Origin of the sequence: Brucella sp. NBRC 12950 (assembly GCF_030268145.1) — a bacterium.
GTDB lineage: Bacteria > Pseudomonadota > Alphaproteobacteria > Rhizobiales > Rhizobiaceae > Brucella.
Window position 1 is genome coordinate 170,206 of sequence record NZ_BSQC01000006.1, and the last position, 14,532, is coordinate 184,737.

The window sequence follows — 14,532 nt, forward strand, 5'->3', positions numbered from 1 at the left end:
ACAACAGTCAAATAATTAAGAGGGAACAAAAATGATAATAAAATCAAAAAGAGCGCGTCAGACTTTATTCTCGTTGGCAGCAGCGGCAGCACTTTCTGGAGTGGCACTAGCTCCGGCTATGTCCAAGACGCTTGTCTATTGTTCGGAAGGCTCGCCCGAAGGCTTTGACGCCGCGCTCTATACTACCAACAGTACATGGGATGCGTCTGCAGAGACGATTTATGATCGACTAACCGAATTTGAAAGTGGCACAACAAATGTCGTTCCGGGACTGGCCGAAAGTTGGGTTATATCCGATGACAATCTCGAATATACACTGAAACTACGTCAGGGCGTGAAATTCCACACGACAGAGAGTTTCACTCCCACCCGCGACTTCAATGCGGACGATGTGCTTTTCACTTATAATCGTCAGCTCGATAAACAGCATTCCTGGAACAATTACTTCGTGGGTGCTGGTTGGGAAATGTTCAATGCAATGGACATGGCGACGATTATCAAAGAAGTCGTCAAAGTTGACGATCACACAGTCAAATTTGTGCTAAACCAGCCCGATGCTTCATTGCTTGCAAAGCTCGCTTTGAATTTTGGTTCAATTATGTCTGCTGAATATGCAGAACAACTGGACAAAGCCGGACAGCGTGAGGATCTTGACCATAAGCCAGTTGGTACCGGGCCTTTTCGCTTTGTTGATTATCAAACCAACGCAGCAATCCGCTTTGCTTCAAATGCTGACTATTGGGACGGCGCTCCCAAGGTTGACGATCTGATCTTCGTGATTGCAATAGACGCCTCCACCCGTATGCAAAAGTTGAAGGCAGGCGAGTGCCACATTGCTGCCTATCCTGCTCCGGCCGACGTTGCGGACTTGAAGAAAGATCCAAATCTCATCGTGATGGAACAGCCCGGATTGAACGTCGCTTATCTGGCGATGAACACGCTGAATGAACCATTTGGTAAGGTGGAAGTACGGCGTGCATTAAACATGGCAATTGATCGTGAAGCCATTGTCGATGCCGTTTACCAGGGCATGGGTCAGGCTGCAAAAAGCGTGCTGCCATCAACCATGTGGGGTTACAATGCTGACATCAAAGGGTACAGCTATGATCCCGTTGCAGCAAAGAAGCTTCTGGATGAAGCTGGGGTCAAAGACCTGAAGATGAAGATATGGGCGATGCCTGTCAGCCGGCCTTATATGCCAAACGCACGTCGCGCTGCGGAATTGATGCAAGCAGATCTTGGCAAAGTTGGCATTAATGTGGAGATCGTTTCCTATGAATGGGGTGAGTATCTCAAAAAGGCGCGCGACAAACAGCGTGATGGCGCAATCGTTTTGGGTGGAACCAGCGATAACGGCGATCCGGACAATCTGTTAAGCTATTTCTTTAGCTGCTCAGGCGTCGGGGGAAGCAACAATGCTAATTGGTGCTACCAGCCGCTTGAGGACATTTTGCAAAAAGCGCGCGTGAGCTCTAATAAGGATGAGCGCACTAAACTTTATCAGCAAGCGCAAGCCATTATCAGCGATCAGGCGCCTTGGGTACCATTGGCGCATTCCACTGTCGTGCTGCCAATGTCCAATAAAGTCAAAAACTATGTGATGGAGCCACTTGGTTCACATCGTTTCGAGAAGGTCGATATTGAGGAGTAAAGCCGATTGTGGCTATAATCGATAAGCAAAGCGTGACCGAGGACAGCAATTATAATAGCTGTCCTCGGGTAGAAGATTAAGTATCAGCGCATCATGGCAGCGACATTCCCACCATCGACCGTAACCACCGCACCGGTTGAAGTACGGGCTGAAATGAGATGCAGAAATGCGTCTGCAACATCATTCGCCGAAACTTCTCGTTTAAGCAGATTACCACGCATATAGACTTCCGGCGTCACACCGCGAGCCTGAGCACGCTCTTCAACCATTTCATCAGTCATTAAGCCTGTGCGGATACGATCTGGATTGACAGCATTCACTGTAATTCCATCTTCTGCATGCTCCAACGCATATTGGCGCATCAGGGCCATCAGGGCCGCTTTTGAAGTGCCATACGGACCGAAATCGGGGCCCGGATTGACCGCTTGCTTGCTTACGTTGAACACGATGGAGCCGCCGGTTTTCTGTCGTTTCATAACATTGACGACAGCGCGAGCGATGTAATGATGGCTCCAGAAATTGAGAGCGAATGCCGATTTGAACAAAGCATCATCAACTGTCGTCAGCGCTCCCTGAAATGCCGCCCCGGCATTGGAAACGAGAATATCAACTCCGCCAAAAGCGGCAACGATGTCTGCAATGGCTTTTTCTGCAGACTGGGAGTCTGTCAGATCGCAAGCGATAGCTTTACCACCCAGACGCTTAGCTTGCGCTGCCACACGCTCTGCATCAATGTCGATCAGAGCGATTTCGGCACCTTGCTCCCGTAAACGTTCTGCAATCGCAAGACCAAGGCCGCTTGCCCCACCAGTTACAACTGCTACCTGACGGGTCAGCGGCTTCTCGGTCTGTTTGGCGAGTTTGACCTGCTCTAGCGACCAATACTCAATATCGAAGAGGTCTTCTTCGCTAAGCGCCTCGAACTGATCGATCCCTTCAGCACCGCGAATGACTTCGATAGTAGCTTCAGCCACATCTGCACCGATGCGCGCAGCTTTCTGCGTTGGCCCAGCTGCAAACAACCCAATACCGTCGATGTAGAACACCCGCGGCATCGGGTCGAGCATAGTTTTACCACCACCGACGCGCGCATTGTTGCGCTCAAAATACTCCTTATATCCAGCGACATAAGACGCAACGCTGTCTTTTACTATCTGTGCCCAGCTCTCAAGATCCTGTGTGTAAGGGGCAGGAAGAGATACACCATAACGCTTGATATGGATAACGTGCTCCGGCGTTGCATTGCCGCGACGAACAAGATCCGCAACATTGGGCGCTCCACAGAAATCAAGGATATTGTCATCCGAACGATGCTCTATGATGAAACGGCGCGGACGGCCTTCTTCCTTGCCTGAAAGAGCGATTGCTCCGCGCAATATCGGCACAATATCACAAACTGAAGCTAGCTCTTCCTTATGCGGGTTTTTGCTCGCATGGCCGAAAGGTCGCGGATTGCCTTCAACAATCCGGTTCTCGGCCCGATCAATCGCTTCGATCATATTTTCATAGGCAATGCGGGGATCTTCCGACCATGTGAAGATTCCATGCTTAAGCAGGATCATGCCTGGTGCATCCGGGCGCTCAGAAAAGGCTTTCTGACAGGCCTTGGAAAGATCAAACCCCGGCATGACGTAGGGCACGACAATCATTTCTGGAAAGAGTTCGCGAATGATCGCTTCGCCGTTTGGTTGGTTGGTTAGCGCGACAATCGCATTGGCATGGGTGTGGTCGACATGCTTGAATGGAAGAATTGCATGGAGGATCGCTTCGACGGACGGATTTGGTGATGACGGATCGAGCAGCAGGCGGCGCTGCAGCATCACCATATCGTCATCGCTAAGCGTATCGTAGTTGACCATAGCTTTCAGGCGCTCAAGATTTAGCGCGGGCAACCCTGCGGGCTCGATCTTGCCCATATCCCAACCGCTTCCCTTCACACATAGCACTTCAACCGGCGTGCCATCATGGTCATTCAACACTGTCTTGACTGAGGTGTTACCGCCGCCATGCAGAACGAGCTTTGGTTCCGAACCCAGCAAGCGCGTGGTATATGTGCGGATGGCCACATCGCGGTTGATGCCTGCTTTCTCATATGCACTAACAATTGCGTTGAAATCCGCATCCGACCAATTCGACTTCATCTGCCTACTCCTCAGTTGGCAATCTGCGGCCTCCGAGCCACAGGCATAAAAAGGCGCTCACGGAAAGTGTATTTTTCCACGGCAAAACAATAATTTATGAAGAAATCTCCTCACCGTAAAACAATTGACACTATATACTGACATTAGTCAACTTCCTTCATTAGCTTGTTGATTAAAACTCGTTTCTGTGCGAACCAGATCAACAGCTAACATCAGGAAATCAGTATGACATCGGACGATCTGACACCGTCTACGCATGCCATCCCGGCTGAATTTGATGACGCGATCGTATGGGCTGCCTGGCTTTATTATGAAGACCAGCTAACCCAGAACGATATCGCCAAGAAAATGGGCGTTTCGCGCGCGACCATCGTCAATTATCTGCAGGAAGCACGGCAGCGGGGCGTGGTACGGATTGTGATGAATTCGGAGATTCTCACCCGAACCGAGATCGCCAAAAAGGTCGCGACCCTATATGGTTTGGACGAGGTCCTCGTCATTCCTAGTGAAAAATCGGGCTCCTCCGAGGCGCTACTTCAGGCGCTGGGCACCGGAGGCGCACGCCTCATTGAGCGCATGGTCAAACCGGGCGATACGATCTGCGTGTCCTGGGGGCGAACTGTTCTGGCAATCGCGGATGCGATCTCGCTGCCTCGTTCGATCGAAGGGCTGACAGTCGTTCAAGTCACGGGTTCATCAATGGGAAAACGTGAATTTTCTGCAGAGCTTTGCACCTCGATCATGGCTCGCAATGTCGGTGCAACCAGTGTAAACATGCTGGCTCCAGCGATTTTGAGCAGTCCGGAGTTGCGCGACGCCTTGATGGGCGAACCTGCGCTTAAACGGCAATTTGATCTGATTGCTCAATCAGACATGATCGTCTTTGGCGTTGGGGGATTATCATCTGAAAGCACGATGCGCATTGCGGATGTCACTAGCGATGAAGAAATCGATGCCTACGCCAAGGATGGCGCGGTCGCAGTCTTGATCTGTCGCTTCCTCGACAATGAAGGCAAGCAGGTCATTCGTGAACTGGACAAACGCGTCATCGGCATTGAGTTGGATGAATTACATCGGGTTCCGCGCAGGCTTTGCGTGGCGGGCGGTTCGCGCAAGGTCGAAGCAATCCGCGCAGTTTTAACCGGCGGCTATGCAACCCACCTCGTTACCGATTTTGAAACAGCGGAACTTCTGCTCGCGCAATAAAGGAAAAGCGGCGGTCGTTTTAATGATCCGCCCCAGTTTTGATTACTGCTTGATTGGCGCAGCATTCATGAAATTCAATGTATCCTCGAACGAAAGGATACCGGCATCTGAGCCAAGGCCTGTGGCGACCAATGCTGCGGATGCCTGCGCAAAATTCAACGCGGTTTTCACATCCATTTTACGGTGAAGGGCTGTGATGAAACCAGCATCGAATGCATCCCCACAACCTGTCGTATCAACCACTTCAATCAAGAATGCTGGCTGGCGCAGAACCATGCCAGTTGCATCCATGAAGCATACGCCATCACCACCAAGCGTGAAGACACAATGCTTTACGCCGCGTTCGATAAAGAAGTGCCCCGCGCCTTCGACATCAGCCGCGCCTGAAATCTGCTTCGCTTCCTCAATAGAGGGCATGAAGTAATCAATATGCGGGAAAAGTGGAGAGATCAGATCGAGAGTATCATCATTGGCGCCCAAAAGATCAAAGGTTGTAATACGCCCACGCGCCTTGGCCTCAGACAGCAATTTACGGCTTGGTTCACCATCAAGTTTTGCCAAAAGACCCGTTCCACCCAGATGAATGATTGGTGGCGCCAGAACTGCATCGAGCGCGCTGTCGGCAATTTCAAAATGATCGGACGCGCCGCGCGCATGAAGTGCCGGGCGATCTCCGTTGCGACGGATATTGAGAATGGTCGAAGATGTGGGAACGCCTTGCAGACGCTGCATCTGCGCAACGTCGACGCCAAAGCGCTGCAAAGTCGCCAATACGAAATCAGCCTTCTCATCATCGCCCACGGCCCCAACCGCGAGGCAGTTTAGACCAAGCTTCGCCAGATCGACGACCGTGCCGCCAGCGGTTCCCGCAACGGTCAGCCGGATTTCATCGATAAACTCGACATTGCCGCCTGGTGGAATTGCATCAACAGGCCGCCCGAGTACGTCCAGAATATAAAGTCCGATAACGGACACATCATGAGACATAGAATCCTCCCAGATTTCAGTTGATGCGGTCGGTGTAAACAACACCGGCTGCCCAACACTATTCAATTTGATAGTTGATGGTTGTGCTCATAAGGCTTGTTTTAAGCCTTGTCGCGCAACGCGAAGATCGTGCCAGCAAGCAGGATGAAAGCCCCAACGATTGCCAACTGCAACGTGCTTGGAATTCCCACAAAGATTAGGACGTTACTGACGAGCGTTATCAACAAAACGCCCAGCAATGTCCCCACAACCGATCCCGAACCGCCGGTGATACGCGCTCCGCCAAGGACCACCGCCGCGATAATTTCAAGCTCCATCCCCGCAAGGTCGAAAGGATTAGCAAGACGATTGCTGGAAACGTGAACCACGCCCGCAATACCCGCCAGCAAACCTGCATAGGCAAAGACAAATATACGGACACGAAAAAGGTTGACCCCAAGTCGCTCGGCAATGGATGGATTGCCCCCAACCGCGAAAATAGCGCGCCCCATCAATGTGCGTTCAAGGATAAACCACGTCACGAAAGCTGCGACCACCAAAACTAGCACAGTGGCAGGCAGAACGGATACGACGCCGTTCGATGCGCGATGTGTGAACAGGGACGCCTTACCGAACGCGTCCATCGCGGCCGGAATATTCATAAAAAGTGCAGTGCCGACGAAGGTGAGAAGGAAGCTTCGGATCACGTACTGTGTGCCGATCGTCACGATCAGCGAAGGCGCTTGCAGCTTTTGCACGAGAAAACCATTAAGCGCACCAAAGCAGGCACCGCCTAGAGCGGCCAGTAGTAATATGAGAGCCATTGGCATTTCTGGAAACAGGTTTGTCACCAACATTGTCAGCGCATACATAACGAAAGCGGCAATGGCCGTAAACGAGACGTCGATACCACCTGATGCTAGGACGACAAGCACGCCCATCGCAAACAACCCACGCACGACGGATGCACGCAGAATGTCAACCAGATTGCTCATCTGCAGGAAATCAGGGTTGGCCGCGATAACCACAAGACAGGTGATAACTGTCAGCAAAAGCGTGAACAGTTCTGGCCTGGCGCCCATCAAGTCCCAAAGCCGGAGCAGTATGCCGCGTTCTTTCGCGCTAGTCTTTTCTACCGATAAGATTTCGGTCATTGCGCGATCTCCTTTGCAGTGCTGGCCATGGATGCATAGATCGCGTCCTCGGTCAGTCCATCGGCATTGTGTGCAGCAACGATACGTCCCTGCCGCATAACGAGAATGCGGTCGCAGTTCTGCAAAAGTTCAGGCAGATCGTCGCTGATAATGATAACACCCATTCCATCGTCAGCCAGCCGCTGGATGATGCGGAAGATTGTATCCTTGGAACCTACATCGACACCTACCGTCGGACCATGCAGGATGAGAAGCTGCGGATTGATGGTCAGCCAGCGCCCAATCAGGACACGTTGCTGATTGCCACCCGATAGCGATTGAACCGGAATAGTGACGTCCGGTGCAACAATCTGAAGGTCGGCGACACTATCTTCCGCGACCTTCCTGGCACGTTTTCCACTGATCATGCCCAGAGCATTGCGCAGACGATCAAGGACCGGAAGCGTTATATTGTCCTGAATAGGCTTTTCTAGAAACAGACCTTCTGTAAGCCGATCTTCCGGGACATAGCCAATACCAAAGCGGATTGCGTCAGCGGCCGATTGTGGTGCGATTTCTTCGCCGTTCAGCCGGATTTTGCCAGAGCTCGCCGGCACAACACCAGCAAGCGCCAGCGCCAGTTCATTGCGGCCTGAGTCAAGCAGACCAGTCACACCAAGGATTTCGCCCTTCTTCAATGAAAGCGAAACAGATTCAAAATTCCGTCCGTCACCTAGGTGTTCGACGTCCAGCATCACATTGCCCAGTTTGGGGTCGGTGCGATATCGAGTTTCACTGATTTCGCGACCAGTCATCCAATGGCTGAACTCAGCCTTCGTATGCGTTGCAACATCAAGTTCAGCGACTTTCACGCCATCACGCATGATGATTGCACGACCGCCGAGCGACTTGCACTCATCAAGCTTATGCGTGACGAAAAGGACAGCAACGCCTTTGCTGAGCAACTTTTCGACAACGCGCAAAAGATTGACCACCTCCTGTCGCGTCAGTGAGGTCGTCGGCTCATCCATGATGACCAGGCGCGCCTCGGAAGCAACCGCGCGTGCAATTGCGATGAGCTGCCGCGTGGCAAGCGGCAATGTATCTGTTCTGCGTTTCAGGAAGGCATTATCGGTGGGAAGATGCACTTCCGCGAGTGCACGCCGCGCTGTTGCATTCAGTGCCGAAACATCGAGCTTACGCGCAAGTTTCCCTGACGCTTCAACGAGCTGCTCGGTGAAGGCGACATTCTCGGCAACAGAAAAGTTCGGCAATAGCGAAAGGTCTTGATAAACCGTCTCGATACCTGCGCGTAAAGAACCGATGGCCCCGAGGTCGCCTGCGCGGGCGCCTGTTGGTTCGCCGTCGATAAAAATCTGCCCCTCATCGGCAGGCTGCGCGCCGGAGAGGATTTTGATCAATGTGCTTTTGCCACAGCCATTTTCACCCATCAGATGATAGATTTGACCTGCTTCGATAACAAGGCTTACTTCCTTGAGTGCCTTAACGCCGCCAAAGGATTTCTTGACGCTTCTGATCTCAAGAAATGGCGGTGTTGATGCAGGTGTTGAATCTGTAGCGTGCATGGAAATTTCCTGAAACTCTCAGACACTTCTGCGCCTTGCGTTTTCTCAAGGCGCGAACTGGTTGGGTGCGATATCGCAGTTCCGGGGCTGCTGTGGTGTTACAGCCCCGGAATATTATCGGACAGGCAGAGTGCTTCTTAGAACGGAAAGTTCTTGTAATTGGACTTGTCCACGTCTACCCATGCCTGACCCTGCATGATGACACCCTTGCCCGGTCCCTTGATTACCGTCATTTTCTCATAGCCAGGAACGCCAAGGTCCATACCGTCCTTGATTTCCTCACCCTTAAGAACCAGATCAGCGACTTTGTTCATTACATAGCCTGCATCTTTCGGATCCCAGAAGAAGATCTGATCGACGGCACCGCTTTCAAGATATGGGCCGGTATCCTTTGGCAGACCAAGGCCATAAACGCAGGTCTTGTCCTGCAGACCAGCTTCTTCAACAGCACGGCCGATACCAATCACATCAATAGCCGATGAGCCCTGGAAGCCCTTGATATCAGGGTATTTACGCAGGATTTCCTTGGCCTTTTCATAGGCTTTATTAGCATCGTTGAAGGATTCATTCTTCTCAGCAACCAGTTCCATATCTGGATACTGCTTTGCGTTAGTAGCGCCTGCATCAACCCACTGATTATGCGTGAGGCTTCCGAGCGAACCCACGAATGAAGTCCATTTGCCGGATTTGCCCATGCAGTTTGCAAGCGCTTCATTGATACGCGTTCCGAATGCCTTGTTGTCGAATGCTTCGATGTCGACATCAACATTGGTCAGGCTGTCACCTTCGTGTGCGATGACCTTGATGCCACGCTGGGCAGCACGACGCAGTACGCCTTCAAGTGCCGATGGGTCCATTGGCACTACGGCAATTGCAGACACGTTCTTTGCAACGAGATCTTCAAGAATACGAGCCTGCTGTGCAGCATCTGCCTTTGCCGGACCGACCTGGCTTGCGCTGACATCGGCATTGTCTTTGCCAAAGGCATCAACGCCTTCGTTCATGCGCGTGAACCAGTTCTCACCAGTTACCTTCACGACAGTCACGATGGTTGGCTTATCCTGTGCAACGGCGATACCGGCCATCACAACTCCTGCGAGCATTGTGCAAGCAGCTAGTTTGGAAATTATACGCATGCTTCTCCTCCAATTATAGGGATGCTTATTGTTGAGTTTCATTCCTCATGCCCCGCAAAGTTCCTCCCGCTGGGCATCAGGGAATTGATCATCTTCTTAGTCGCAACCAGTAGCCCAGATGCACGCGCGCCGAAGCCAGCAGCACTAGAAGCAGCACACCCCAGGCAAGGTCGCGGAAGAAATTGGAAATGTTCATAAAGTTGAACAGGCTTGAGAGAATCTGCAGTGCTGTTGCGGCTAGCAGCACGCAAAGAACCTTACCGTAGCCACCTTCGGGTTTAACACCGCCAAGCACGGCAATAAGAATAGCGATTAACACGTAAGAACCGCCATAATCCCACTTCACGGACGAATTGCGCGCTGCGATGATGATACCCGCGATTGAGGCCAATACACCGCAGATCGTGTAGGTAATAAGCAGCATACGCTTTTCGTTGATGCCGCCATAACGCGCGGCTTTCGAGTTGCTCCCCATCAGCATCAACTTCACGCCGAATGGCGTGTATTTCAGAAGAAAAGCCAGAAGGGCAGCAATTGCAAGAAACAGCGCAAAGCACATTGGTATGCTGAGCACAGGCATATTGCCAAAATTATCCAGCGGCTCGATATAGCCGAGGCTGATCGCAGAACCATTGGTCAAGAAGACTGCTACACCCGTGAAAACCAGCTGGGTGCCGAGGGTTGCAATCAGCGGCGTAAGTCGCGCATAGGCGATCATGATTCCATTGATCAAACCACCTACGAGGCCAACCGCTACAGCCAAACCGGCAAAAGTCCATGAGAACAGGAGCGGTGTCTCGGCAACTGGGATAAAATTTCTAGTCAACAGGAAGGCGACAATTCCTGCAAGATTGGCAAGCGCAATGCCCGAAAGATCGATGCCACCGTTTCCCGAGATCATGGAAAGCATAACACCCAGCGCAAGCAGACCAAGCTCAGGCACCTGTGCAGCCATAGACTGCAAATTATAGCTATCCATAAAATTGGCACCGGCGAAAGCCGCGCCTGCGGCTAGAACCGCGCAATTGATCAGAAGCAGAAAAAGAGTCTGCCTATCCACGCCATACGATGACACGTCATCTCCTCCCAGCAGTATTCAGGGGCTCCCACCCCTAAAATGAACCGGCAATCCCTTAGACTCTCCGTCCAAATGAGTTACGCCACCTCGCTATGACATTTGTCAGCCTATGCTGGCGCTTGTCAACTCATTTGTTATCAATCCGTCAAGAGCCTGAATTTTCAGCCTTTCTCGCCAACCATTTGGATTGGGCAGAGTCTTCGTTCAATACTCAGCTTCAACGTTAATCAAAATTCTTACATTTGTCGATTGCCTATCGAAAAATGTAAGAATTTTGAAGTGCGAAAATGCAATTCCGCATTGATGCCCCGCTCGAAGGCTTCATGACTGCAATCCGAATTGAACGGGACAAGAAACCTTCATCTGTCAAAGACGTAAGTGGTCAGGCCTGCGACTTGAAAAACCAAGCCGAACAGAAAGGTTTGTCATAGACATGAACAACGGTTGAGTGTGGCTATCTTTTTTGTATCTTTTTAGCTGGATTATTGTCGCCAAGCGCACGTTTTACAGCGGCGCGCGCTGATGCAAGATCAGGCATAACCCAGTTCGGCTCGCTGCCAAGAAACTTATCAAGGAACGCGATTGCATAACCTGGCATTTCAGAGACATTTTCCTTGTACGACCACCATGTCCGCAGATCATCGGCACACTGGTCGATATCAGGCACTTTACCAAACTCCTGCTCTTGCACTGCAGCAATCGCGCAGATGCAGTAGTTGGTGTATAGAAAACCTTCCGGCCAGAAGCTGACGATCTCGTAAAGGCGGGCAGAATCGTCCTTGGCATGCCTCGGTGATGAAACGACCCTCACCGGTGACACACGGATCAGCTCGCGCAACACGAGACCCGCAGCGAAGATGATAAAATCCTTGCGATCCACCTTGGCAAAACGCTTATTCTGATTAACCAGCTCAACCCAGTTCAGAAACGCCTCAGTGAGCTTCTTTTCATCAATGTCGTAATCAACGCCATAGAGCTCATGCAACAAGCTTGCATGCTTACGAAATGTCGCCCTGAACCAGCGTAGTTGGCGTAGTCGATGGCGCAAATCAGGCATCGATGCCATTTGTTCTCTGAGTAGCAAGTCCATGTTGCCAGCGGCCTCCAGTTTGCAAATGACATTATGCGAAACCGATGGAAATGCCAGTCTTCATTCGCCGTCGGTTATCGGCGATAATTATACATATTGACATTCTGGAAGACAAATGTTCTCTAATTGGTGAATGACGAACGCGAAAAAATATCCTGTTCGTCCTTCATGGGAGGAGATCAAAATGGCTATCTGGCAATGGGCTTTGCTGGCGCTTGCTTTGCTGTGGGGCTTTCAGTCGCTGGGCGTCTGGTTCCAGATGCGCCACTATTCCGATGTGATGAAGGGCATCACTTCGAAATACTCTGACGGTTTTGTTGGCGCTGGGCATATTCGGGGACGCTTCGGCAAAGGTGTCATCGTGTTGATCGTCGCAGACCGCAACTTGGTGGTGCGACGCTTCCTGCAAATGAGCGGACGGACGGTTTTTGCACAATTCAGCCGTCGCGAAGGCTTCGAGGGAATGAGTCTCAGCGAATTGCAGGACAATCCCGCAATTGGAGAAGGAAAGCCTGAAGTGGTGGCTGCTGCCAAACAGGCTATAGAGCAGATCGGTCGCATAAGAGATCAATCCGATGGGATCGAGCTCGAAGGTCTGAGGGCAGTGGGAGCATAGGAGTTGCTTGCCTGAAACAAGCAATCGAGGAGGAACAATGTCGATAGTGACGATGTTGGCACAACATGCCGACGTAACAATGCAATCTATCCATATGGCTGGCAGCATGATTTCCGATGCCGCCCTGCATGGCAAACACGCCGCAGAGCATGCAGGAAACGATTTACTGCAGCTTGCACAAGCGACCACCACCGCGCCGGGCGATGCTGGCAGCGGCGGAATTACCGTCGATCAGTTCAAAGAACGACTTCAGAACGTCCAGCAGGAAGAGCAGCTTGGCTGGCTTGCCTCTATTGGCAAGCACTTCATTGGCGTCTTCCAAAAGGGTGGCGAAGTTTTCGCCGGATTTGTAACCGGTATCATCCCAACACTCGTCGTGCTGATGACTGCGTTCTACGCCGTAACTGAACTGGTCGGTGAAAAGCGTGTCCATGGCCTCGCACGCAGCGCCGGCCGTATCGCGCTTACCCGCTATACTGTTCTGCCAGTGCTCGCGGTCTTCTTCCTGACAAACCCAATGGCTTATACATTTGGTTCGTTCCTGGACGAGAAATACAAGCCTGCTTTCTATGACGCGGCTGTGTCTTACGTCCATCCGCCGCTGGGTCTCTTCCCGCATATCAATCCGGGCGAATACTTTGTCTGGGGCGGCGTACTCGTCGCACTGCTCGAACTTGAGAAGAAGGGCGCGGTTCCAACAGGCTATCATATCAACGTCGCCATCTGGTATGCCATCGTTGGTCTCGTCGTGATCCTCCTCAAAGGCATACTCACAGAACGCATCACCGCCATCATGGCGCGGCGTCAGGGCATTGAGCTGTAAGCGGGAATTGGGGAGGACGACATGGTAAAAACCTATAAGGCAGTTAAGATTTCCCGCGGCTCAAATGGCTGGGGCGGCCCGCTCGTGATACAGCCAACCGAGCAGCGTAATAAGGTGGTATCGGTCACTGGCGGTGGTATCCATCCACTTGCACGCCAGATTGCTGAGCTGACCGGCGCAGAGGCCGTTGATGGTTTCCGCTCGCCGCCAATCGAAAGCGAAATGGCCGTTGTGGTTGTTGATTGCGGAGGCACGGCCCGTTGCGGCGTCTATCCACGCAAGCGCATTCCAACGGTGAACATTACGCCGGTCGGACAATCCGGGCCTCTAGCGCAATTCATCACCGAGGACATTTATGTTTCAGGTGTGAAACCAGAAAATATTGTGCCGGCTGATGGTTCTGCCGTTGCAGCTCCTGCTGCTGCAGCCGCAGAAGAAGAATCCCCTGCTCCGGTCGAATTGCCAAGCGAAGGCGGTATTGTCGGCCTTATCAGTAGCATCGGTCGCGTGATGGGCCGTGTCGTTGGTATCTTCTTCCAGGCTGGTCGCCGCACAATTGATCAGGTTATCCGTAACGTGTTGCCGTTCATGGCGTTCGTAACGATGTTGATCGGCCTGATCCTATACACGGGCATCGGTGACATCCTCGCTCAGCCGCTCGGACCACTTGCGAACAACATTGTTGGTTTGCTGGTGCTTTCTGCAATTTGTGGCCTACCGTTTCTTTCGCCAATCCTCGGACCAGGTGCGGTTATTGCACAGGTTGTCGGCGTGGCAATCATCGGGCCACAGATCGCAAACGGCACAATTGCCCCGGCGATGGCCCTGCCTGCACTATTTGCCTACAACACACAGGTCGGTTGCGACTTCGTGCCAGTTGGCCTGGCACTTGGAGAAGCGAAGCCTAAGACCATTGAAATTGGTGTTCCGGCAGTATTGATCAGCCGTCAGATCATGGGGCCTCTTTCGGTTCTGATCGCATGGCTCGTCAGCCTCGCAGTGCTTTGAAACTCGGAGCCTGCCGCAACAAAAGCGGCGGCAGGCAATTTCCCAAAACATGTACAATATCGATGCTCCTGATCGACTGTCGTGGACATCGAACGACC

Annotated in this window: 12 protein-coding genes; 5 read left to right on the forward strand and 7 right to left on the reverse strand. The window is 52.0% G+C overall.

Translation table 11 applies throughout. The features are described from left to right. Positions 1–31 precede the first annotated feature (31 nt). On the forward strand, positions 32–1,651 hold the full coding sequence (locus tag QSJ70_RS12060) for an ABC transporter substrate-binding protein (protein WP_502871677.1): 1,620 nt from the start codon (positions 32–34) through the stop codon (positions 1,649–1,651). Between the two features lie 83 nt (positions 1,652–1,734). On the opposite strand, the gene QSJ70_RS12065 is transcribed toward QSJ70_RS12060, so the two are convergent. Then, a complete protein-coding gene (locus QSJ70_RS12065; RefSeq protein WP_215778561.1) occupies positions 1,735–3,792 on the reverse strand; it encodes a bifunctional aldolase/short-chain dehydrogenase in 2,058 nt (685 codons plus the stop codon). Positions 3,793–4,017: 225 nt separating this feature from the next. On the opposite strand from QSJ70_RS12065, the gene QSJ70_RS12070 reads away from it, so the two are divergent. Further along, positions 4,018–4,998 carry a sugar-binding transcriptional regulator gene (locus QSJ70_RS12070; RefSeq protein WP_215778560.1) on the forward strand — a complete coding sequence of 327 codons (981 nt, stop codon included), beginning with the start codon at positions 4,018–4,020 and terminating at the stop codon, positions 4,996–4,998. 42 nt (positions 4,999–5,040) lie between these two features. On the opposite strand, the gene QSJ70_RS12075 is transcribed toward QSJ70_RS12070, so the two are convergent. The 6 genes from QSJ70_RS12075 to QSJ70_RS12100 all read right to left on the reverse strand — a co-directional run bounded on the left by QSJ70_RS12075 (position 5,041) and on the right by QSJ70_RS12100 (position 11,987). Next, positions 5,041–5,985: a carbohydrate kinase family protein gene (locus QSJ70_RS12075; protein ID WP_215778559.1), complete on the reverse strand. Its 945-nt coding sequence runs from the start codon at positions 5,983–5,985 to the stop codon at positions 5,041–5,043. Between the two features lie 101 nt (positions 5,986–6,086). Then, positions 6,087–7,118 (reverse strand): ABC transporter permease, encoded by a 1,032-nt coding sequence (locus tag QSJ70_RS12080; protein WP_285536661.1) that lies wholly within the window; start codon positions 7,116–7,118, stop codon positions 6,087–6,089. Next, positions 7,115–8,683: a sugar ABC transporter ATP-binding protein gene (locus QSJ70_RS12085; RefSeq protein WP_215778556.1), complete on the reverse strand. Its 1,569-nt coding sequence runs from the start codon at positions 8,681–8,683 to the stop codon at positions 7,115–7,117. Before QSJ70_RS12085 ends, QSJ70_RS12080 begins: the two co-directional genes overlap by 4 nt. 137 nt (positions 8,684–8,820) lie before the next feature. Next, on the reverse strand, positions 8,821–9,819 hold the full coding sequence (locus QSJ70_RS12090; RefSeq protein ID WP_285536664.1) for an autoinducer 2 ABC transporter substrate-binding protein: 999 nt from the start codon (positions 9,817–9,819) through the stop codon (positions 8,821–8,823). 88 nt (positions 9,820–9,907) lie between these two features. Beyond that, positions 9,908–10,894 carry an ABC transporter permease gene (locus QSJ70_RS12095; RefSeq protein WP_285536666.1) on the reverse strand — a complete coding sequence of 329 codons (987 nt, stop codon included), beginning with the start codon at positions 10,892–10,894 and terminating at the stop codon, positions 9,908–9,910. Between the two features lie 457 nt (positions 10,895–11,351). Then, a complete protein-coding gene (locus QSJ70_RS12100; protein WP_215778550.1) occupies positions 11,352–11,987 on the reverse strand; it encodes a hypothetical protein in 636 nt (211 codons plus the stop codon). A 184-nt stretch (positions 11,988–12,171) separates the two neighbouring features. Here QSJ70_RS12100 and QSJ70_RS12105 point away from each other — a divergent pair, with 184 nt between their 5' ends. Genes QSJ70_RS12105 through srlE form a run of 3 tightly spaced genes read left to right on the forward strand, consistent with a single transcriptional unit; the run spans position 12,172 to position 14,434 of the window. Further along, complete coding sequence (locus QSJ70_RS12105; RefSeq protein WP_215778548.1) at positions 12,172–12,603, forward strand: transcriptional regulator GutM; 432 nt, start codon at positions 12,172–12,174, stop codon at positions 12,601–12,603. Between the two features lie 37 nt (positions 12,604–12,640). Continuing rightward, positions 12,641–13,426 carry a PTS glucitol/sorbitol transporter subunit IIC gene (gene srlA / locus QSJ70_RS12110; protein ID WP_215778547.1) on the forward strand — a complete coding sequence of 262 codons (786 nt, stop codon included), beginning with the start codon at positions 12,641–12,643 and terminating at the stop codon, positions 13,424–13,426. Between the two features lie 21 nt (positions 13,427–13,447). Beyond that, on the forward strand, positions 13,448–14,434 hold the full coding sequence (gene srlE, locus QSJ70_RS12115) for a PTS glucitol/sorbitol transporter subunit IIB (protein ID WP_285536668.1): 987 nt from the start codon (positions 13,448–13,450) through the stop codon (positions 14,432–14,434). The last annotated feature ends 98 nt before the right edge of the window (positions 14,435–14,532 follow it).